General features: G+C 48.3%; 13 protein-coding genes. 11 read left to right on the top strand and 2 right to left on the bottom strand.

Going from position 1 to position 24203, the window contains the following annotated elements; translation table 11 throughout:
- The first annotated feature begins 12 nt into the window (after nucleotides 1-12).
- Together ACYVI9_RS13685 and ACYVI9_RS13680 are read left to right on the top strand one after the other, a co-directional pair.
- Complete coding sequence (locus ACYVI9_RS13685) at nucleotides 13-1722, top strand: RagB/SusD family nutrient uptake outer membrane protein (RefSeq protein WP_460765315.1); 1710 nt, start codon at nucleotides 13-15, stop codon at nucleotides 1720-1722.
- A 28-nt stretch (nucleotides 1723-1750) separates the two neighbouring features.
- Nucleotides 1751-2677 (top strand): hypothetical protein, encoded by a 927-nt coding sequence (locus ACYVI9_RS13680; protein ID WP_460765313.1) that lies wholly within the window; start codon nucleotides 1751-1753, stop codon nucleotides 2675-2677.
- A 522-nt stretch (nucleotides 2678-3199) separates the two neighbouring features.
- Here the strand turns inward: ACYVI9_RS13680 and ACYVI9_RS13675 are convergent.
- Nucleotides 3200-4324 (bottom strand): glycoside hydrolase family 43 protein, encoded by a 1125-nt coding sequence (locus ACYVI9_RS13675; RefSeq protein ID WP_460765311.1) that lies wholly within the window; start codon nucleotides 4322-4324, stop codon nucleotides 3200-3202.
- A 47-nt stretch (nucleotides 4325-4371) separates the two neighbouring features.
- Nucleotides 4372-5778 carry a sulfatase gene (locus ACYVI9_RS13670; RefSeq protein ID WP_460765309.1) on the bottom strand — a complete coding sequence of 469 codons (1407 nt, stop codon included), beginning with the start codon at nucleotides 5776-5778 and terminating at the stop codon, nucleotides 4372-4374.
- Between the two features lie 314 nt (nucleotides 5779-6092).
- Between ACYVI9_RS13670 and ACYVI9_RS13665 the strand changes: the two genes are divergently transcribed.
- The 9 genes from ACYVI9_RS13665 to ACYVI9_RS13625 all read left to right on the top strand — a co-directional run bounded on the left by ACYVI9_RS13665 (nucleotide 6093) and on the right by ACYVI9_RS13625 (nucleotide 24117).
- Nucleotides 6093-9257 (top strand): SusC/RagA family TonB-linked outer membrane protein, encoded by a 3165-nt coding sequence (locus ACYVI9_RS13665; protein WP_460765307.1) that lies wholly within the window; start codon nucleotides 6093-6095, stop codon nucleotides 9255-9257.
- A gap of 54 nt (nucleotides 9258-9311) precedes the next feature.
- Nucleotides 9312-11039, top strand: a complete 1728-nt coding sequence (locus tag ACYVI9_RS13660; RefSeq protein WP_460765305.1) for a RagB/SusD family nutrient uptake outer membrane protein — start codon at nucleotides 9312-9314, stop codon at nucleotides 11037-11039.
- Nucleotides 11040-11078: 39 nt separating this feature from the next.
- Complete coding sequence (locus ACYVI9_RS13655; protein WP_460765303.1) at nucleotides 11079-12476, top strand: T9SS type B sorting domain-containing protein; 1398 nt, start codon at nucleotides 11079-11081, stop codon at nucleotides 12474-12476.
- A gap of 94 nt (nucleotides 12477-12570) precedes the next feature.
- Nucleotides 12571-13512 carry a PorP/SprF family type IX secretion system membrane protein gene (locus ACYVI9_RS13650; RefSeq protein WP_460765301.1) on the top strand — a complete coding sequence of 314 codons (942 nt, stop codon included), beginning with the start codon at nucleotides 12571-12573 and terminating at the stop codon, nucleotides 13510-13512.
- A gap of 55 nt (nucleotides 13513-13567) precedes the next feature.
- Nucleotides 13568-15673, top strand: a complete 2106-nt coding sequence (locus ACYVI9_RS13645) for an arylsulfatase (RefSeq protein WP_460765299.1) — start codon at nucleotides 13568-13570, stop codon at nucleotides 15671-15673.
- Between the two features lie 3 nt (nucleotides 15674-15676).
- On the top strand, nucleotides 15677-16993 hold the full coding sequence (locus ACYVI9_RS13640; RefSeq protein WP_460765297.1) for an alkaline phosphatase family protein: 1317 nt from the start codon (nucleotides 15677-15679) through the stop codon (nucleotides 16991-16993).
- Entirely contained in the window at nucleotides 16993-18381 is a 1389-nt protein-coding gene (locus ACYVI9_RS13635) for a sulfatase family protein (RefSeq protein WP_460765295.1), read from the top strand. The genes ACYVI9_RS13640 and ACYVI9_RS13635 overlap by 1 nt, the downstream gene beginning before the upstream one ends.
- A gap of 213 nt (nucleotides 18382-18594) precedes the next feature.
- Nucleotides 18595-20019, top strand: coding sequence for a sulfatase (locus ACYVI9_RS13630; protein WP_460765293.1), 1425 nt, complete (start codon nucleotides 18595-18597; stop codon nucleotides 20017-20019).
- A 9-nt stretch (nucleotides 20020-20028) separates the two neighbouring features.
- Nucleotides 20029-24117, top strand: a complete 4089-nt coding sequence (locus ACYVI9_RS13625; RefSeq protein WP_460765291.1) for a hybrid sensor histidine kinase/response regulator — start codon at nucleotides 20029-20031, stop codon at nucleotides 24115-24117.
- Nucleotides 24118-24203: the final 86 nt, after the last annotated feature.

The following is a 24203-nucleotide window of genomic DNA, read 5'->3' as shown; positions in this document are numbered from 1 at the left end:
ATCTATCAGCAAATGGAAAAGATTCTTTATATATTCATGCTCGCTCTTCTTTTTAGCTGCAATAAGGAAGGATTATTGGACAGTACGGATCTGGACGAGCTTACCGACGAGAAAGTATTTTCTGATGTAGAGAATACCCGAAAGGCTTTGTACAATCTATACGGAAACATGCGTGAAGAAGTAGCCAATAACAGCGGCAGTTTTTCGGTATTATTTAATATGAATGTGACGGTGGCGATGCTGGACAACGCCACCGATGACGGTGCGGGCAACACAACCCGTACGGCCGGTATTTCTCCTGGCATTCAGAAGTATATCACGGGGGCGATATCCGGGACAACCAATCCGGTGGTATTGACCCATCCCTGGCGTTTTTTCTATCGCAATATCCGTAATGCCAATATTTTTCTGGCCAATATTGATCAGTCCCCGATGACCGATGAAGAGAAAAAGAGCAGTGCCAACCAGGCCCGTTTTCTCCGGGCCTACTATTATCATGAACTTTTCCGTTGGTTTGGCCCGCTGGTGATATCCACCCGGCCGATTGATCCCTTTGCTTTTGATTCTACTAAAAGAGAGAGCGTGAAAGCTACTGTTGATTTTATCGTCGGTGAGTTTGATGCCGTTTCACAGCCCGGTGCTTTGCCTGATCGTTGGAGCGGTGCGGATTATGGCCGGGCTACCCGGACTGCGGCCATGGGTTATAAAGCACGTACACTTTTATATGCCGCCAGTCCGTTATACCAGCAGGAATCCGGGGTAAGCTGGGCCCAGGCAGCTGCGGCGGCGCAGGAGTTGATCGAGTATGCGGATAATAATAATATTCACAGTCTCTATTTTGCGCCCGGAGAACCGGATAAAAATTATACACGCTATTTTAACGAGCGGGTCAATGATGAGAACATGCTGGTCTACCTTCGGGCATCGGATAATGACCTCTATAATTTATTTCCGGCCTTCAACCCCTGGAATGTGAACAAAGAGCTTACAACGGTGCCTACCCAGTGGCTGGTGGATTGCTACGATATGGCCGATGGCTCAGAGCCGATCCTGGGCTATAACGGTGATAACAGCCCTGTTATCAATCCTGCGTCGGGTTACGATGAACAAAACCCCTATGCAAATCGTGATCCCCGATTTGACCAGACAATTATGCACCAGGGCACGATCTGGCCCAACGTCAACAAAGGTTCGGCCAAGGTGAACATTACCACACCTCATAATTGGGGTAGCGGCTATTTTCTGGTTAAATACCTCGATGATCGGATTGACCATCGTGACGGAGGTACTACTTCTATGAATTTTATCATGATGCGTTATGCTGAAATACTGCTGGACTATGCAGAGGCGGTTAATGAAGCAGAAGACAATGCAACCGCCCGAGTGCTGGCAGTGGAGCAGCTAAACAGAATCAGAGCCCGTGCCGGTATTACCCAACCACTGGTGGCGTCGGATTATACCCAGGCGACGCTGCGTCAGCGGATCCGCAAAGAACGACGCGTGGAATTATGTTTTGAAGAACATCGTTTCTTTGATATCAGAAGATGGAAGATCGCCAAGACGGTCATGAACCGACCTGCCATCGGTATCACACTACAAAATGGAAAGTATGTGCGGCAGGAACTGGACAACAGAAATTATAATGAGCGTATGGACTTGTTGCCACTGCCGAATGACGAGGTGAACAATGCGCCATTGATTTATCAAAATCCCGGATATTAAATACAAATTATTTTTTAAACTGATAAATATGAAAAATTATATTTCCCTGCTGAGTTTACTGAGCGCATTAATGCTGATGGTTGCCTGCGAGAAAAACGTCGAGGAAGTAAATTATGTACCCGGTATCAGCATTGGTTTCCAGGAAGTGGGTGATAGCAATATTGTGCAAACCAGTAAAGGTGCGGCGCAGTATACTGCAAAAATTGAAGTGAAGGCTACCGGTAGCATCATCAGCGCCTTTGAAATTTACAGTGCCGATGCACAGACTGGAAATCAGGATACCCTGATTGATGGAACGACGCAGTCTTTTGAGCAGGCTGCCAGTCATGTCAGTGCCAGTTTTACCATTCCGGACCTGAGTGAGAACCGTTGTATCAAAGTCGTGGTTACTGATACCCTGGGTCAGACCTATGAGAAGAACCTGGTGGTGAAAATAACACCCGCAGTCTACTTTTCCAATACCGTACAAATAGAGACGGTCGAAAATTATTACGGCCCTTACTATGCCAGCTGGTTGAATGGTCGTGTATATATGCGCCGTAGCAGTGAATACAAGGATGCCGTTGTGCTTTCGCTCGGTGATATTATCAATCCTGGTATCGATACCCTGCCTTCCCTGGTGGATCCTTCTCAACGCAGCAAATATGGTTTGTTGACCATAGAAGGATTGCAGTCTGCCAGGTTTGCAGCAACCGATCTGACAGGCGATGATTATCAGGCAATCAGTCAGATAGATGCGGCACCCATTACGGCTTTGGGAACGCCTAACCAGGAAGTTGTAGCCATTGCGGCAGGGGGCGTTTATCTGTTTAAAACTGCCGGAGGTACTACCGGTTTGATCCATGTAGAGAGTCTTACGCAGAAAACCGGCACTATCGAACAGTCCAACGGTAATTGGGTGGCTGATACGCCTTATTATGAGGCAGCTATTTCCACCAAAACCCTGGCGCCTTAAGTTGAAGGAGAGGCTCCCTGACGGCATGCCGGTAGCCTCAAAGGGTTTGGTAAGCAAGACCTGGCAGCGCTGGGTTTTTCAAACAAGTAGAACAAGCAAGCAATAAATACAATCCCCGCCCATTTTTATCGGTGGGGCTTTTTCGTATCATTCGCAATCGAACAAATGGATTTAGGAGTGAAGGGGAAATGCCCTGATTTAGTGAATTGCAGTAACACACGCTAAAAAATTCTTGTCGCTTCTCACAATCGAAGACTTTTCCAGGTAGTATAAGGTAAAACCGGTCCCTTGGTCAGACATCTGCCATTCCCGTATCATGGTATATCAACGGAAGACGTTTGCTGCGGTATCCGAATCAACCAGCAATCTTTATCGCCCTAAGACTATTTACTATTTTTGTCTAAGCTGATTGTCACTACATTGAAATGCAGCCGCAGAGTTTAATCAGGTAAATAAGCAATTTTGTCAAATTGTAATCGAAGCCTTCCTTTAATCAAAAGTCCTCATAAACGTTCTGTCGTATTAATGTATTTTGGGATAAGCTTGTGGTGTGGTAGTCGGTCCCTGGACGGTTAACTCTCCTCTGGCATTGATGTTCATCTTGTCGATAAAAACCACCCTTTCTTTGCCTGTTTTGCTGGTTCGGCCATGATAAACGCAATACATGGTTTTGCCATCCTGTGACCAGGTGACGCTATTATGGCCCGTACCGGTAACAATGCCGCCGCTGGCTGTATTTTTTTCAAGAATCGGATTATTAGCAGCCTTGGTAAAGGGACCCAACGGTGAAGTTGCCGTTGCATAGCCCACGGCATAGTTGCCGCCGCCGAAGAAATTAGCGGAATACATCATATAGTATCTGTCCTTGTTTTTGAAGATAAAAGATCCTTCCGTCCAGCGGCGGTTTACTTCGCGGGAGGTAACCGACCGGCTTTCCCATTCGGACTGGCGGTCATCCATTTTGACCGGTGGACGCAGGAGCAGTACAGGTTCGCCGATGACGCCGCTGAAGTCGGGTTTGATTTCTACACCATACACCCAGCTTTCTTCGATTTCCTGGTACCAGCCTTTCTCCCGGGCCCAGGATGCTACTTCGCTTTCCACTGGATGTTTGTAGCAGCAACGGGAATAATACATGAAAGTTCTTCCATCAGGCTCGAACCAGAGATTGGCATCGATAATAGGGTAGCCGGGGTCGAAGATGGGGCGGTTATGTAGATCGATAAAGGGGCCGGTAGGCTGGTCAGCTACTGCTACACCGATCTTGAAATTTTCCTGTTCCTGATTAGGGTTGACCTTCCACTGTGCACTGTAAAACATATAATATTTACCCTGACGTTCATATACTTCCGGTGCCCAATAATCACCCAATCCCCAGCCGTTTTCGTTATTGCCATAATAAACCTGTCCAACAGATTCCCAGTTGACCAGATCCCGCGAGCGATAAGCAGAAAATCCTTTTTTTGCCCCACCACCTGTACCATACATATAATATTGACCGTCTCCGCAGTGCAGTACATAGGGATCGCCGAAAGCCACGTCCAATGGATTACTATAACTAAGTTGGGTTTTATTTGCCTGCTGATGGCAGCCCAGGCAACAGATCATGGCGAGAAAGATCAGGGGGTAACAGGATTTCAGGAGCATTATGGGATATTTATTAAATATTAAAAGATTAAAAGCGTATAAAATTATTAGTCGGTAGCGCCAACTTCGCTTTTCCACCGGTTTAAGGCTGCTTTGAGTTTCTTTACAATTGACTGATGTGTAGCTGACAGATCGCGGGTTTCACTGCGGTCAGTCTGCAGATTATAGAGTTCCGTATGACCGTCATCGTAGAAATCGATTAGTTTCCATTGTCCCTGGATAATACTGCCTGCCGAACGGCCTCCAAGAAAATGAGGTTGATCCAGGGGGTAATGCCAGTAAAAATTTCTGTCGGGCATGGGCTGTTTCGGATCTTTCAACAGGCGGCTAAACGAATAACCGTCCAATTGCTGGCTATTTTTGGAAGCATGTACCAGATCCATAAAAGTAGGGTATATGTCAAAATTCACCAGCGGTTGTTCACAAACTGCCCCCTGGGCGATTCCCGGCCCGTAGATGATAAAGGGCTCGCTGACGCCACCTTCATAGAGCATACTTTTGCCGCCCCTGAGCGGGGCATTGGAGGTTATCCGGGTTTCTCCGCCGTTGTCGCTGGTAAAGATGATGATGGTGTTTTTGTCCAGACCGGTTTCTTTCAGTTTTTTTAAGATCATGCCTACACCATCGTCAATGACTTTTAACTGGGCCGCCAGATGGGGATTATTATGGGTGGCCCAGGTATCATTGCCATAAGGTTTGTAAGGATCATTTTGCGGATTTCTTTTACCAGACGGGCTGGTGCCGGCGTCTTTTTTCCGGCGGAAATGTTCCACGAGTTCGGGCTTGCCGTGAACGGCCGTATGGACGGCATAATGACTCAGGTACAGAAAGAAAGGGGCTTTTTTATTTCGATCGATAAAGTCGACCGCTTCCTGGTTCTGACGGTCTGTCAGGTATTCATGTTCACCCGGCAGTTTTTTGGTAATTTCCCGGTTCCAGAAATAGGGCCAAAAATAAGCGCCTTCGGCAATGCCACGATTCTCACTGACAATCACTTCGTCAAAACCGTGCTGGTCCGGCAGGGTTTCTTCGGTAGCGCCCGCCCGTTTATAACCCGATAAATGCCATTTTCCGACGATGCCGGTCCGGTAGCCATTGGCCTGCAGCATTTCTGCCAGCGTTATATGAGCCAGAGGCAGGTGGGTGGCCGCATCGGGTCGCAGGTAATCGTTAATTTTTAAACGAGCCGGATATTGCCCGGTCATCAGGGCTGCCCGATAGGGAGAACAGACAGGGGCTGCTGCATAGAAACGGGTAAACCGCATTCCTGACCCGGCCATTTTATCCAGATTAGGTGTTTCGTTAAATCTGTTACCATAACAACCCAGTTCACTATATCCAAGGTCATCTGCCAATATATAAATGATATTGGGTTGTTGAATGCGCTGGCTCTGAACCGGAGCGGCAAACAAAAGGCATAGGAGCAGGAGACTTAAACTATATCGAACAAGCATGCCTTAAAGATATCAAAGTCGGGGTTGTCTGTCTGTAAAAATTGTCCCCGGTTCTTTAAAAATTGTCGGGATTCTGGAAAATTTCCGGCAGGATGTACTAAAAGTTTATTAAGTCTACTATATTTGTGGACTATTAGATATTCATAACTAAATCTCATTTTCCGGCGAATTTGGAAGGAAAATACAAAATTGACATGAAAAGATACATTTATTACAGCCCTTCGCCACTTATGACAATACATTCGGTGCAACCAATGCTTACCACATTGTTTACTCATTTATTTTACGATAGCGTTATTTAATAATATGCATTTATGATAATGAAAGCTTGCGGCAGGTTCAGTCTGCTGTTATTATGTTTTCTGATGTCCGTATTTACTGGAAAACTTATGGCCCAGGTGCCCAGAATTTTGACTGGAACCGTAAAGGACATCGCAGATAACCGCCCGATAACCGGTGCCAATATCGAGATCAGGGGCAAACGCAGAACGACGACCACGGATGATCAGGGCCGCTTTACGATTACCGTGGCCCCCAATGATGTATTGATCGTAAGTTTTGTCGGCTACAGCCGCCAGGAAATCCCGTTGAGAGGCCGCAGCACATTGGAAGTGTTGCTGGTAACGGCGGCGACAGACCTGGAAGAAGTGATCACTGTGGGATATGGAACGCTGCGAAAGAGTGATGTTACCGGCTCGATTTCCTCGGTTAAAATGGAGAATGTCGACGAAACCAAAGTAGCCTCCTTTACTGAAGCTTTACAAGGCAAGGTATCAGGGGTTAATATAGTGACGAACTCCGGAGAACCCGGAGGCGCGGTCACCTTTAATATCCGGGGAATGACCTCGGTGACCGGAAGCAACCAGCCCCTGATCGTGATTGACGGTCAACCCATCGAATCCTCCTTCAGCGCGGCTTATGCCGGGTCTGGTCTGGATGGAACGGCAGATGCACCTCCCGCCGACCCCTTGGCTTCAATCAATCCGAATGATATTGAATCCATTGAAATCTTAAAAGACGCCTCATCCACCGCCATTTACGGCTCCCGGGGTGCTAACGGCGTGGTCCTGATTACGACCAAGACAGGTAAGGGGGCTAAAGACCGGATTTCCTTTACCTCCCGGTTTGATGTCAGCCAGTTGCCGAAAAAAATAGAAATGCTGGACAGCTATGAATATATGTTATATAGGAATGAAGCCTATGTCAATGATGACCGGGAACCCCTCTTTAACCAGGCCCAGCTGGATTCAGTGGCAAAAATGCCCAATACCAACTGGCAGGACCTGGTTTACCGGAATGCGCTGACCCAGGATTATTATCTTTCTGTAACTGGAAACGAGCCCAAGAAATGGAACTATCTGCTCTCGGCGAACTATGCCGACATGCAGAGTATTATTAAAAATGCGGGGTATAAAAGGGGAAGCATCCGCCTGAATTTTGACCGTAATATTGGCAGCAAACTCAAGATCAGCTTCAGAACATTTGCGTCCTATGCCCGGCGTAATTTCGGAAGTCAGTCCAACTGGACCGGTATCCTGAGCGGCACCACTGTGCTGGGTGCCCTGGCTTTCAATCCCCTGCAAATTCCGTTTGAGGAAGGGGCAGATGATGACGAACTGGATATGAGTCTGACCAATAGTCCACTGCTCCTCATTAATTTTGCAAAAGATCATTCCAATATCCGGACTTTTATTTCCAATTTTACGGCCGAGTATAAAATTACGCCTTCCTTAACCTACCAGTTCAAAGCCGGGGTAAATGATATAACCACCCGCCGCAACCTGTTTTATCCTACCGGTACCTGGCTGGGGGATACGGCTCCTGATGGTTATGCGTCAGAATCCGATAATAATAACTATAATTATGTGCTCGATCATATCCTGACCTTCCGAAAAATATTCAATAAGAAGCATTCCCTGAATGCCATGGGCGGTTTTTCCTGGCAGCAATGGTACAACCGTTCTTCCAGTGTTATCAATATGGATTTTCCATCCAATACCCTGGGATACGGCAATATGGAAGCCGCTGCATATCCAGGTCGGTACTATAACGGCCTGCGGAGCAGGGCCCTGTCCTCTTTTATCGGTCGCATCAACTATACCTATGACCGGCGGTATTCTATTATGGCCACAGGCCGGTATGACGGTTCCAGCCGTTTATCACCGGGGCATAAATGGTTGCTTTATCCTTCTCTGGGTGCTTCCTGGAATGCCACCAATGAAAAATTTTTCCGGGATAATATAAAAAGCAATGGGGTAATGTCCTCACTTCGCCTGCGTGCGAGCGTAGGGGTTGCCGGCAATGATAATATTGCCATCGGGGGATCCCAGGCTTCCTATGGGCTCAATTTTTATCCCATTGGTTCCAATATTGAGACCGGCTATGTGAACAGCCGTTTTGAGAATCCCAATCTTACCTGGGAACGGACGGTACAATATAATGGAGGTATCGATCTTGGGTTTTTAAAAGACCGGCTGAATTTTACGGTTGATTTTTATCGTAAGGTTACTACGGATCTGCTGATCGATCTTTCGTTGCCCGTGTCCGCAGGTTATGGCAGTTATTATACCAAAGTTGGCGAGGTTACCAATACCGGGGTAGACATCGAGGCCCGGTACAATGTCCTTAAAAGCAAGAAGACTTCACTTGATTTGAGTGGCAATATTTCACCAGTGACCAGTAAGATTATAAGTATGGGTGAGTCCAATATTATTTACGGCCGGAATTTTTACGTGGCGGGTAACTACGTGCTGGGTCAGGCGGTAACGGCCGCTATACCTGGTTATGCAGTATCCTCTTTCTACGGTTATAAGACCAATGGAATTTACCAGAACCAGGCGGAAATCGACAATGACCCGGCGCTGGCCAATGACGATGCCAGGTCTACGATCACACCCGGGATGGTCAGATATGTTGATACCAATGGTGATGGCCTGATATCTGATGCCGACAAGACAGTGATCGGCGATGCCACACCTGATTTTACGTACGGCTTTTCTCTGGATCTGAGCACGGGCAGGTTTTCCGCCAGCATGACATTATTTGGCAGCCAGGGCGCACAATTACTCAACATGAACCGTTGGATTATCGGATCAGGCCATGCCAATACCAGCCATAACCAGATGCGGGACGCTTACGAGGGACGCTGGTATGGAGAAGGAACCAGTAACCTGTATCCTGCGCTAACCACGAATTCTGTGAGGTTGCAGCAGCGATTCCCGGATTGGATGGTGGAAGATGCTTCCTTTCTGCGACTGCAGAACCTGACCCTGGGTTATCTGATCGCGCTTCCCAAAAAAATGAAGCTGGGAGATGTAAAAATTTCGGTGACGGGAACCAATTTGTTTACCCTCACCCAGTACTCGGGTTATGATCCTAATATCAATGCATTCGGACAGAATTCCCTGAATAATGGTATCGATCTGGGTACCCTGGGTCAGGCCAGGTCATTTTCTGCCTCGCTTAAATTATTGTTCTGACGGGCAGCCGGTTGAAATTGTAAAGTTTTATCCTAATTAAAAAATTACGCCAAGATGAGACGAAAAAGTTTAGTGTATATATTACCGCTTTTACTGGCAATCTCCATACAATCCTGCAGTCTGGATGAAACCATTATAGATGGCCCCACACCAGCCACGATCACCACGGAAGGGGATGTGACTGCGTTGATTACCGGATTGTACGCCCGCTTCAATGATCCGGGTATGTTTAAATTCCAGGGACATATCATGTTAACGGTCTGTGCCGACGATTTTTTTTCGACCAAGGGTTCCGAATACGGGCCTTATGCGCAGCGGATCATGACGCCTGCCAATACGACGTCCATGTGGAACGGTCTTTACCTTACGATTTCCAATGCAAACGGACTGATCCAGACCCTGGATGAAATTGAGTTGAACGAAGATTTTGAAAAAAGGGCTTATGGCGAAGCGTATTTTATGCGGGCTTTCTGTTATTATTATCTGGTGCGCTTGTATGGCGGTGTGCCGCTCCGTACCGAAGCCACCACCATCAACAGTGATTATTACCTGCCGCGTGCCACGATAGCCGCCACTTATGCGCTGATTTTTGAAGACTTTACAATGGCGGCTGATCGTCTACCATTGAGTAGTGCCGTGCCGGTATCTGAATTGGGCCGCGCGACCAAAGGTGCTGCTCAGGCCCTGCTGGCACAGGCTTATCTGACTTATGGCGACCAGTTAGTGCTACAGGGGCAGGATGCCAGCGAGCCTATGACCCAGGCGGTCGCTTACGCCGACTCGGTAATCAGCAGTGGACAATATTCGTTGATCAGCAATTATGCCGATCTTTTTGATATCGGCAAGGAGGCCCTTGCTTATAATGAGGTAATTTTCGGGATCCGGTTTCAGACCGATCCGACCAACCGTGCACAACCTTCAGCCGGTTCTGAATATGCCCTTAGGTTCAATGTGGCCAATACGCGTTATGTATCAGCCAATGGGGCTAACCAGAATGGCGACGGTACTTATATTGTCAACCATTGGTTTATCGACTATTACCGGGATGGTGATTACCGGGACGCAGACAGCCTGGAATTTGATTACCGCAATGAAGGTGCCTTCTGGCAATCATCCATCGGGGGAGGTAATAATACCTACTATGTCTATCCCAATGTGGTGCCTGCAGGTGAAGACAATCGCACGATTCCCAACCCCATCATCAGAAAATATATTGATCCGAATGGCAAGGACCAGCGCAACCACGGCAATGACTTTTTTGTCATCCGGCTGGCGGAAATTTATTATATCAAGGCAGAGGCTTTAAATGAGCTTCATGGTGGACCTACAACAGAGGCGCTGGCCGCTTTCAATGCTGTAAGGGCGCGCGCCAGACAGGCGGATGGGACACCCCGTTCAGTTCCGGCTGATCTGGATGCGGTGTCAGCGGGGGATCAGGTGAATTTCAGGATGAAAATTTTTGACGATCGCGGACTGGAGCTGGTAGGGGAAGGCCAGCGCTGGTTTGATCTGGTCCGTATGCCCAGTCCGCTGGGCAATTCGGTAACCATGTATGAATATCAGTTTCTGCACCGACTCAACAATAAGCTGGACGGCTATCCCGAATATACCGCTTTGACATCAAACCCTTCATATAATAATAATACCAAATTATGGTCCGTCAGAAATGGCATTAATGCCAATGAACTCAATGTGAGCGTGCCCAAATTTTTGTTGTTCCCGGTACCGACATCCGAGCTGATACAGAACCTGAAATTTGGCGATCAGAACCCCGGCTGGTAGCGGCGGGATATCTTTTGTAGAATGACCAAAATCTGAACTATGGTAAATAATTTTTTTAATGCAGCACTGATCCTCCTGTTAGTCGTAACGGCAGGTGCCTGTACCAAAAATGTAAGGGAGCAGGCAGCTGGCCAGCAGCAGGAACTGATACCGGATGACCGCAGGGCGGCCGCTGGGGATGCGGCGGGTGGACTTGTGTATTTTCAACAGGATTTTAATTCCTCTACCGACTATGCATCATATGTAGGTTCAGGATCCAACCAGTTTGACGGCTTGCGTTCTAACGGCTCTGCCAGCATCAATACCCTCAATAATACCCTGCAGATTGTGAAGAACGGCGGCAGTGGTACCAACAGGGCCAGTGCAACGAAGACAGACCATCCTTTTAACCCAGACGGCGTGGGTGGATTTCTGCGATTTGAAATGAAGGTGACTATCACCAATAATACGGATGGTAGTAATGTGTCCAATGGCTTTCAGTTTTCCGTAGGCATGGGCATGAGCGGTACAGCACCTGGTGATCCCTCCGATGATAATCTCCACTCCGCTTTTTATGTGAGTCCGGTGGCCACTGAGGGCGCTTTTATGGTCAAGGGCCTGACTGCAGATGGGAAGATCGATGGCGAAGCCGTAAATGGTACCCAGAAGCTCGTCTGGTATATCAATAACAGCGGCGTACCTGCAGGGTATACCGCACCCGACGGCGTCACCCTGGCCAGTGTACTCAATGATTCCTGGGATTTATGGGCGGTAGATGAGAATGGCGAAGTGCAGCTGCTCCTGGATGATATTGCAGCCCTGACTCCCGATATTGAAGGCCTGCGGCAATTCAAAATATCCAATAATGCCAATTTTCTGGCCACCCTGGATATCGATGACATACTGATTGTAGAAGAGCCATTGGTGGAACTCAAAAAAATTACCGGCCTCAGTCCGGTGGCTGCCGTATCGGCACCGGTAAAAACAATTTTCAGTCTCCTGCCCCTGCCTGAATACCTGGATGTTACCCTGGAAGACGGCAGTACCGACCGGGCCGGGGTTCGCTGGTCAGCGGTGGGTAATTATAATCCCTATCACCTGGGCGCTTACGAAGTCCGCGGCGATATCATTGCCAGCAACGGAACCATCAATCTGGACGAACTCTATGTCACGACAACCGCAACGCTGCGTGAGGGGTTCAACATTGTCGATGCATTTACGCCCAATGGCGACGGTATCAACGACACCTGGGTTATACCAGATCTTCGCTGTTTTGTGCGCAGCTCGGTACAGGTCCTGGACGGGCAGGGTCGGAGCCTGTTTTACTCGACAGATCCGCTGGTAGCCTGGGACGGTAAAGACAGCCAGGGACAAATAAGAGCGGGGGCCTATTATTATATCATCAAAGTGCCCGATCTGCTGATGGAGAAAAAAGGAACAGTACGGGTAGTGAAATAGCTGGCGATTGGCTGAAGACAGTCTTCAGAATGTTTCTTCGACGCTGACCCTTCGTTCCAATTGTGATGACCAATTAAAACATAAGCTTATACAAATGAAGAAAATTTCTTTGCTGTTGCTGGTATTGACGCTGATGAGCGGAATTCATGCACAAAGCAGGTTAACGATCGCTGATTATCCCCAGTTCAAACAGTATGTCAATCCGGCACTGACAGGCTTTGACGGGACATCGGTTCAGGCTTTCTATCGAAACCAGATGACCGAATTTGATAAATCCCCCCGGAGTTTATTGCTTTCAGGTGAAGCCCGACTGACAGACCTGGGTTGGGGCGATGCGGCAGCCAAGGTGACGCATCACCTCGGACTGGCGCTCGCCTATGACCGGGAAGGCGGCAACCATACCGGTGGCGTGAATGTTTCCTATGCAGCTTCAGCAAAGATTTCTACTGCGTTAAACCTCCGGGGGGGTATCGCAGTCTCAATGGACAAAGTGAAGATGGAAACAGGCGGTTTGACGATTGATGTTGATAATGATCCGGCTTATGAAGCCCTGATGCGTGATAAAGTAGTAAATAAATTTGGCCTGAATCTGGGTCTGGCGCTGACCGGAAGTAATTTTTACGCAGGTTACGCGGCCTATGATGCCTTAAAAACCGGTAGCGGCAATACGGCTTATTATGATGATAATTATGTGCTGCAACATGCAGTCCAGGCGGGATACCGCTACGCATTTACAGAAGGATTCGGCCTGATAGGCCATGCGGCTTACCGCTATGATGCTTACCGGGAAGGCATCGCAGAGGGAAGGCTGAAAGCCGTATTCAAAAATAAATACTGGATAGGGGGCGGATATCGCCAGGATCAGGCTACCCTGCTCACTGCAGGCGTCCGTATCGGACAACTGAAATTGGGTTACAGCCGGGAACTTCATTCCCACCGAATTAATGAGCAGCGCCTGGGTGCCAATGAAATTATAGTGACCTATCATTTTACACCCGTATTAAAAGCAGTGGGCAGATCGCTGACGATTTGGTAATTTGGTCTTTCATCTTTCTGAGAAAACCTTTAGGTAAAAAAATCGCCTTTACAATATGAATGACAATAAGAAGCAAGGAAAAAAATCGATCGTACTGGCGGCCTTCCTGGGTCTGGTCGGCATTTTTTTGGTGCACATTTCCGGCGCGCAACAGGCGACGCCTGGTTCCCGACCTAATATAATTCTGATCTTGGCGGATGATATGGGCTTTTCTGATATCGGTTCCTATGGCGGCGAAGTGGAAACGCCACATTTGGACCGGCTGGCCGCTGAAGGTCTTCGTTACAAGCAGTTCTATAATGCAGCCCGCTGCTGTCCCACGCGGGCTTCGCTATTAACCGGTATCTATCCGCATCAGGCAGGTATGGGTTGGATGGCGGCGGCAGATCTGGGTACGGGACCGGCTTATCAGGACAACCTGAACAATCAGTGTGTGACCATTGCCGAAGTGTTGCGACCCGCCGGTTACCATACGTATATGACGGGCAAATGGCATGTAACCAATGAAAGAAAGATCGATGGTCAGGTTATCGATAACTGGCCGCTGCAAAGAGGCTTTGAACGTTATTTTGGTATCATTCCCGGCGGGGCCAATTATTATACGCCGATGATCTACAGTGGTAATAGCCGGTATAAGGCGCCCAAGGATTTTTACCTGACTGATGCGATTAGTGACACCAGTGTAAAATTTTTGGAAGAACATTTTGCTTCGGGTGATAAAGCCCCATTTTTTATGTATGTGGCTTATACTTCACCACATTGGCCCCTGCACGCTCCACCGGAAATGATTGAAAAATACAAAGCCCGGTATAAAAAAGGCTGGGACGCCATCCGGCGGGATCGTTTTGCCAGACAAAAAGCCATCGGCCTATTTGATAGTGCCACAGTGTTGAGTCCCCGGGATAGCCGGGTGCCTGCCTGGGAAAGTCTTTCGGTCGCGGAGCAGCAGGAAATGGATATGCGTATGGCCATATATGCGGCCCAGATCGATATTATGGACCAGGGTATCGGCCGGATCATCAGCAGCCTGAAGCAAAATGGCCAACTGGACAACACCCTGATCTTTTTTCTGAGCGATAACGGCGCCTGTGCAGAGTTTATTAGCAGTGGCAAGTCCAAAGCAGTAGACGGTAGTGAGAATACATTTGAAAGTTACCGGATCAACTGGGCTAATGTCAGCAGTACCCCTTTTCGCGAATACAAACATTTTACCCATGAAGGTGGGATAGCCGCTCCATTGATCGTACACTGGCCCGGAGGCATTAATAAAGAACTGGACAATCAGTTTGTCAGCGAGTATGGGCATATAACAGATATCATGGCTACCTGTGTAGATGTGTCCGGCGCTTCCTATCCGGCGAAGTTCAGGGGAGAGGCCATTGTGCCCATGCAGGGCAGGAGCCTGCAGCCGCATTTTTCCGGAGAGCCGAATCACCGGGGAAAGGTTTATTGGGAACATGAGGCCAATATTGCGCTGCGCGATGGTAAATGGAAACTGGTCGCAAAAACGGAAGAAGACCAGCAATTTGATCCGCAGCAGTTGCAGCTTTTCGATATGGATGCCGATCCCACTGAGATGCATGACCTCAGCAAGCAGCACCCGGACCGGGTGACGGCGATGTTCAAAGACTGGAACCAATGGGCCCACCAGATCGGTGCTTTTCCGCTGGATACCCGCGAATATAATGTTCGCATGCGGGACTATAAAAGACGCATCAATGGCAGTTTTGATGATAACCTGGGTGGATGGAATATCCATATTGCCGATCAGGCGCAGGCCCGGATCGGGATTGATGAAAAGGGCATGATCACAGGTGCCAAATCAGCGCTGGTACAAGTGGATAAACCGGGCAGCCGGCCGGCTGCCGTAAATATGGGATGGGTATTCCCGGCAAAGAAAGGGGAGCGTTTTGAAGTGAAGTTCAACGCCGTGGCGGCTGTTTCGGGGAAGTTTATTGTCCGCCTGGAAAAAGTACGTGATGGAGCTGACAAACTGATCGATCGTGAATTGAATGTCGGAAAAGATATGCAGCGTTTTTCTTATATTTCTGAAGCGGCACCTACAGATGGAAATTACCGGTTGGCTTTTTATTTTGGAAAGACGCCCGCTGGTACCCGCACCTGGATCGACGATGTCGCACTGATTCCTGTTAAACAATAATATATGTTGGTTAGATGGTTGTTATTGGGATTATTGATTCCTTTTTTGGGACAGGCCCAGCAAAAAAAACATGTACTCCTGGTGAGTATTGACGGTCTCAGACCGGAAGTGTACAAGACGGATAAATGGAATGCACCGTTTCTAAAGCGTCTGAAAGAAAAAGGGGTCTATGCCGATGGCGTCATTAGCGTATTTCCAACGGTGACTTATCCTTCGCATACAGCGATCGTCACCGGACAGAATCCTGGTGTTCACGGGATTTATTATAATGCCCTTTATCCACCCAAAAACGGGGCCTGGTACTGGGAAGCCAGCCGCATCAAAGTACCGACCATCTGGGATGCCGCACATGCTGCAGGTCTCCGTTCTGGTGCGATCATGTGGCCGGTAACCGTGGGGGCGCCCATTACCTATAATTTTCCGGTAAGAAGACCTAAAAAAGATGAAAAAGGCGGCCAGCTCGAAGTTACGACTCCGGTAGTTACACCTGTGGGACTGATGGATGAAATGGCCGGCGAGCTGGGCAGGTTTTCTGCAGCCAGTTTTGACCACGATCACCTGGATATTACAACCGGACGGATGGCTTCCTATATCATCAGGAAATACCAACCGGAGTTGATGGCCGTACATTTTCTCGGGCTGGATCATGCACAGCACGCGGGCGGCAGAAATGGCAGGCAGTTGCCGCACAGCATCGCACTTATCGACAGTATGTTGCAGGTAGTAGTGGAAAGCTATCGCCAGGCGGGTCTACTGGCTACAACTGATATTATTATTACAGGTGATCACGGGGTGGTATCGGTAAAACGGCAGATTTCTCCCAATGCACTGCTGCGTCAGCAGGGGCTGATCTCCGATAATGGATGGAAGGCCCGTTTCCAGAGTACCGGTGGTTCTGCTTTTCTTTATCTGAAAGATCCGTCGGACAAGGCCATACTGGATCAAGTAATCCGAATATTAAAAAGTGTCCCCGCCGCACAGAGCAGACATTTTACCATCATCGAACGTCCTGAACTGGACCAACTCGGCGTCAATCCTGAAGTCGCACTGGCTTTGGCCGCTGATAACAGTTCAGCGCTTAATGGAGATACCAAACTGCCGCTGATCAAGCCTAAAAAAAAGATTACCGGTGCCCATGGCCATGATCCGCGAATGCCGGAAGTTTATACCGGATTTATTGGTTACGGGCCTTCTTTTAAATCCCATAGTTCCCTGGAAAGATTGCACCTGACAGATATATCGCCACTGGTCAGTACCCTGCTGGGCATACCGTTTAATCAACCGCTGACGGCGGAACTGAAAGCTAAAATTTTAAAATAATGAGGATACAAAAAGCCTGTGGATATTTGATGGTGCTTTGCCTGCTACTCGCCAAAGAGCGGATTCTGGCGCAACAGGAAGCCCGGCGGCCCAATATTGTGATTATAATGGCGGATGATCTTGATTCCCGTCAGCTCAGCTGTTACGGTGGAACGAATCTAAGAACGACGCATATTGATAAACTGGCTTCCCAGGGCATGCAGTTTAATCAGATGGTAGCCTCTGAAGCCATGTGTGTACCCACCCGAGCTTCGCTCTTTACCGGGCTCTATCCTGTACGTCATGGCTCCTTTCAGAACCATAAACCTGTGTATGACAGCCTCAGGAGCATTTGCCAGTACCTGGAGGCGCTAGATTATAAGGTGGCGCTTACCGGTAAAAACCATAGTACCCGGCCTGCTTCAGTTTTCCCGTTTAAATTTATCAAAGGCTTCGAGCCCAATTGTGTTTCCAGGACGGATGATTATTTTCTGGACAGCATCAGGCAGTTTATTACCACCCAGAAAGATCCCTACTGTCTTTTCGTGATGAGCATCAACCCACATGCTCCCTGGACCAATGGAGATCCTTCCGAGTTTCAGGCCGACCAGCTCCGGTTGCCGCCCCATTGGGTGGATACGCGGCAGGTGCGTCAATTATTCTGTAATTATCTGGCCGAAGTAAGGCGATTGGATAATCAGGTGGGCGCTATTATGGATCTGTTAAAAGAAACCGGCCAGGATAAAGAAACGATACTGATTTTTCTGGGAGAGCAGGGTGCCCAGTTTCCAGGTGCCAAATGGACACTCTGGGATCAGGGTCAGAAAAGCTCGATGATCGTGCGCTGGCCGGGTGTGGTGTCACCGGGATCGAGCACAGATGCCATTGTACAATATGAAGATATTACGCCTACTTTAATAGATATTGCCGGTGGCAGGCCGGTGCCGGGACTCGACGGCAGAAGTTTTCTTCAGGTTGTAAAAGGTCAAACTAATAAAGCCAGGCCCTATGCCTATGGTATACATAACAATATTCCTGAGGGTCCCGCCTACCCGATGCGCAGTATCCGTACGGCAGATTATAAGTTGATTTGGAATCTGCGTCCCAATAAAAAATTTCATATCAAGTACATGATGAACCCGAAAAAAACGGACAGTTACTGGAATGGCTGGGTGGCCAAAGGACAGCAAGATCCTCAGGCGCAACAAAAAATAGACCGGATCGTGCATCATCCTTCCCTGGAGTTCTATGACCTGAAAAAGGATCCATATGAAATGAATAACCTGGCCGGTCAGGCGCAGTATGCTTCCCTGGTAACAGCGTATAAAAAAGCGCTGGAAGCGTGGATGCAGGAGCAGGGGGATCGGGGCGCGGCAATGGATATCGTCTATAAAAAGGAAAAAAAATAGCCTTCGGCATGGAATAAAGAATCCGCCGCGATTGCCATCGTTACCGATTGTCTTTTCCGGTCGGACCATGTGCGGGGAACCAATATTTTTGTCGCATCAGGTTGCAGCAACCCTGGCGCCAAAATGGCCGGATAGTCTGCTGTCGGATCTGTCCCAATATTGAGGGGTAGGTATATAGAAGTAGTAAAAGTTAAAAACAAAAAAAAGTTAGCAATGCGTTTGATTCGTCTGGCGGTATCATTATTATTGTTGGCAGTCTCCGGACTGCTTGGGGCGAAACAAAAGCCCAATATCGTTTTTATCCTGGCCGATGATCTGGGGTCCTCTGAGCTGGGTTGTTATGGCAATACCTTTAATGAAACGCCCAACCTGGACCAGCTGTCCCGGCAGGGCATGCGGTTCACCCAGGCTTATTCAGCCGCCCCTATTTGCTCACCGGCGCGGGCGGGATTTATCAGTGGTCAGTACCCGGCCCGTGTCGGAATAACAGATTTTCTGGGCGACAACGCACCCCGGTACCTGGATCCGGCAAAATATTATACAGTCAATGAAGCCCTGTCCGATGCCGGATATCATACGGGGCTTATCGGCAAATGGCATCTGGATACGAAATTCAGTAATCCTATTGGTAATGCTACCCAAAACGGTTTTGACGAAGTCATTGGTACGGAAACCAGGTATATTGCCGACGGCGACTATTTTTTCCCTTATGATAAAATCGCCACCTATACCGAAGGGGAGCAGGACGAATACCTGACGGACCGGCAATGTACTGATGCGGTTGATTTTATCCGTCGCAATAAAGCCAAACCATTTTTCCTGTACCTGTCATTTTACAGTGTTCATACCCGGCTGGATGCGCCGAAACAACTGGTGGATAAATACCGTCGGAAATTTGATGCCCGTTATGGCAATGGTGCCGCCGCTGCTTTTTATGATACGCCTAAGAATCAGCGCCATGAAGGTAAACATAAAGATAATCCCTATCTGGCGGCTATGATTGAAGGAATCGACAATGGTGTAGGCCGGGTGATGCAGGCGCTGAAGGAGCAGGGGCTGGAAGACAATACCCTGGTTATATTTTTTTCTGACAATGGTGGCGTCACCGGCTTTGCGAATAACGGTGTACTCCGGCTGGGGAAATCCTGGCTTTATGAGGGTGGCATCCGGGAGAACCTGATTGCGCGCTGGCCCGCAGTGATCCAAGCCGGCTCGCAGACAAATGCACCCGTCTGCGGTATAGATTTCTATCCAACCTTTCTGGAAATGGCAGGCGTCAGGAATAAGCCGGGCAATATTCTGGATGGTATCAGCATCATGAATGTATTTAAGGGTCGTAGTTGGGAACGTCCAGGCGGATTGTTCTGGCATTACGCTTCGGAAACCGGTAAATGGGTGCCGAGGATGTGCACGGCAGTGCGTATGGGTGATTATAAACTTCTGTATTTTTATGCTGATCAGCGAACCGAACTCTATAATATTGCAGAAGATCCTTCTGAAGAAAATAATATAGCGGCAGCACAGCCCGGCAAAGTACGGGAACTTAAGGCGGCCATTGATCAATGGAAAAAGCGAGTGAAAGCAGAAGAACCGGATATTCATGTACAACGTAAACCCAAACCCAGACGAAAATCGTAATTTCAGGTTTTGAAACAGTGCATAACGATAGGAGGGCCACGATGCGGTAGTTGGTGCCGGCTGCTGATTATTTTATGGAGTAGTTTGTTGACCGGCGATGGGATTTCGGCCCAACAAATGCTGTTTCGCAATTACAGTGTGAATGATGGGATGTCATCCAACACGGTCTGGAATATCATCCAGGATGACCAGGGCTTTATGTGGTTCGGAACCAAGAACGGACTGAATCGTTTTGACGGCCACACTTTTAAAGTGTATCAGGTCCATACCAAGTCTTCTTCCCAGAACAGTTTTATCCATTCTACCTGCCGTTATGACAGCACGCGCTTTTGGGTGGGTACGGAAGACGGCCTGTATATACTGGATTTAATCAAAGAACAGTTTGTTAAGGTAAAAGCAATCGGTAACGACCTCGTATTTTCAGTAATCAGGGACGCTAAGGGTTATATGTGGGTGGGAACACGTTCCCAGGGCCTTTATAAGTATGATCCTGCAAAAAATCATTTTTACAACTATCGCCGTTCGGGTACGGACGTCCGCATTTCTCATAACCAGGTCCGCAAGATTGTGGAAGACAATGACGGCCGGATATGGATTGGTACTTTTGGTGAAGGCATCGATGTATTAAACCCCGTGACGGGTTCTGTACGTCACCTGAATACAGGTAGTCAGGATCAACAGATTACCAGTAATTATATCCTGAGTCTGTTTAAGGACCTGAAAGGCAATATCTGGATTGGTACGCTCTCCGGGGGGCTGAACTGCTGGCGACGCAACAGTGATGAAATTAAGGTATATCGTTCGGGAGGTGACAGTACCATCAGCGATAATATTGTACGCGCCATTTATCAACCAGCAGAAGACCAGCTTTATATTGGTACCGAGAAAGGGCTGAATGTGATGAATCTTAATACGGAGAAGTTCAGGTCTTATACCAATAGTTCGAGTGATCCTTACAGCATCAGTGATGATGCTGTGTACGCTATCTATCCTGATAAGGCCGGTGGCGTATGGGTCGGTACCTATTTTGGCGGTGTTAATTATTTTTCGCGGAAAGGCACGGGCTTTGATTTTTATTATCATACCGGCGCCCCGGATGGCTTATCGGGTAAATCAGTCAGTTGTTTTCTCGAAGACCGGCCTGGTTATTTCTGGGTAGGTACAGAGAATGGCGGATTGAGTTATTTTGATGCCGCTACCGGCAGTTTTCAAAAATATCCTTTTCGCCCCGGACAGGAACGACTCTCCTATAGCAATATACATGCCTTGTATAAAGACCGGGCAGGAAATCTATGGGTAGGAACTTTCAGCGGCGGCCTGAATGTGATCAACCTGAAAACAGGAAGCATTAAGCGCTATACCAGCGATCCGACCGATCCGCAGTCGATCAGTAACAATAGTGTTTATTCCATTAATGAAGACCGGGAGGGTCATATCTGGGTGGGTACGGTCAAAGGGCTCAATAGGTATAATCCGCAGACCGATGACTTTACCCGTATCCGGGGTGCTGGCCTTCAGAATAGTTGTATTTATGAATTACATGAAGATGTTAACGGTAATATTTGGGTGGCAACTTATGAAAATGGCGTGATTTGTCGTAGGGCTGCGGACGAGCAATGGGTGTCGGCGGTGACCGAGCATAACGGACTGAGCTCCAACCGGGTGATTTCCCTGCATGATGATGGGCGTGGCAACCTCTGGCTGGGTACCGACGGAGGTGGCCTCAATAAATTAGAAATGAAGACGGCTGAAGTGACCAGTTATATGGGCCGTAACGGTATGCCTTCGGTAATATTCGGCATACTGGGCGATGACCGGGGCGCGCTTTGGTTGTCCACCAACGACGGAATCTTAAAATTTTCTGATGAGCCCTATCGGGTACTTTCATTTGTTAATACCGGTAATTTTAATAACCGGCTTTATAATTATAATGCCTATTATAAGGCGACTGACGGCAGGATGTTGATGGGCAGCATCAACGGCTTTAGTACTTTTTATCCCGGGCAGTTGCAATTGCAGCCGACCAGCAATAATATTGTGCTGACAAATTTTAAACTGTTCAATAAGGAAGTATCGTTTAATGACAAGAATGCACCTTTGACCGTATCTCCGGGATATGCCCAGACCCTCAGACTGCAATACAATCAGTCCGTGATCAGTTTTGAATATGCTGCCCTGAATTATAAGGACCCTGACCGGATCAAATATGCCTACCGGATGGAGGGTTTTGATGATGAATGGAATCAGGTGGATATCCAACGCAATGCGACATATACCAATCTGCCGCCGGGTCAGTATACTTTTTCCGTAAAAGCCACTGATGTCTACGGTAACTGGGGCGAAGATATCGCCGCCATTGAGGTTCTGGTGAAACCTCCTTTCTATCGGACGACCGTAGCTTATCTGCTCTATGTGCTGCTTTTGGCTGCCGGTATATGGCTGCTGAAGAATTATTTTAAACGTCGGGAGCAGCGTAAAAACGTTATCCGGCTGGAGCGAATGAAAGTGCAGAAAGAGCATGAGTTTTACCAGCAGAAAATGGACTTCTTCACCACCATGGCCCATGAGATCCGCACGCCGTTATCATTGATCATGGCACCGCTGGAAAAACTGCTGGCCACCGAAAACCGCGATACGCACCTCAGTCAGCTGACGGTAATGGATCAGAATACCCGTCGCCTGCAAACCCTGGTCAACCAGTTACTGGATTTTCGCCGGATAGAAAGTGATATTTACACCATACGAAAAGAGCGGATAGAATTGGTATCCTATGTGCATTTCCTGTATTCCAGATTTTCGGCGATTGCTACCCAGAAGGGCATCCGGTTCAATATGTCGACCGAGGTCAATCAGCTAATGATCGATGCCGATGCGGAGGCCCTGCAGAAAATTATCAGCAACCTGCTGATCAATGCTTTTAAGTTTGCTACGTCCTTTGTCGAATTAAAAATCAGTGTGCCCACTCCCGTAGCCGGTACTTCGATGCAGGTAGCGCTTACCGTTTCAGACGACGGGGTAGGGATACCGGCCGAACAATTGAACGAAGTTTTCAAACCTTTTTTCAAAGTCGCTACACCGGAACATAAAATAAAAAATATTGGAGGAACCGGCATCGGACTTTCCCTGGCCCGGGCCCTGGCGGAAAAGCATGAAGGGTCGCTGGAAGTTGAAAGCCGGCCGGGTGGCAGGACGGCATTTGTGTTGACGATTCCCACCGGCGCCGAACCGGCAACGACGGTCTCCGGTACCTACCCCGTTGACGCTGATCAGGCTGAAGGGGAAGGATTGCCCGGCATTCTGATTGTTGAGGATGATGTCAATATGCTCGATTTTGTATCGGCAAATTTCAGAAGCGAGGGGTATCATATTTATTGTGCCGTCAATGGCAGGGAAGCCTTGAGCATTCTCAAACATCAGTCTGTTGAGCTGATTCTCTCGGATTTAATGATGCCGGAAATGGATGGTCTGGAACTTTGCAAGACGGTTAAGGGCCATTTGGATTATTGTCATATACCGGTGATCCTGCTGACTGCCAAAGGCAATAGCGATGCGGAGCTCCAGGGCATCGAAAGCGGTGCGGATGCCTATGTGATTAAACCTTTTAAATGGAAACACCTTACGGCGCTGGTGAAGAACCTGCTGGAGACACGCAGCAAGCTCAAAGAGAAATTCAACCAGCAGCCTCTGGCTGGTATCGCCACGATTACAACCAATTCCCAGGACAAGGAATTGATAGAAACCCTCACCCGGATTATTGAGAACCGCATCGACGATTACAGGCTTTCGGTGGAGGAACTTAGCCGGGAAATGGCCATGAGCCGCTCCACCCTGCATAAAAAGCTTAAAGCAATCACGGGCCAGGTTCCCAATGAGTTCATCCGGCTGATCCGGCTGAAAGCTGCCGCCCGGTTGTTGATTTCAGGGGCTTATAATATTTCTGAAGTGGGCTATAAAACGGGTTTTAATTCGCCATCCTATTTTTCAAGGTGTTTTATCCAGCAGTTCAATATGACGCCCAGTGAATTTTTGGATAAATACCGGAACGGGGAACTCGACGACCTCAAGGTATTTATGAGTCGGGACCCGATGGCCAAATAACGAAGCGGCCATTCCTTTGGTAAAGGCAGGATCAGATTTACTGAATGTTTGATTGCAACAACATGGACTAGGGAGAGGCGCTTAAT

The organism is Niabella terrae (assembly GCF_054783135.1).
Note: the sequence above shows the minus strand (reverse complement) of the source record. Positions and strands in the feature narration are given on the sequence as shown.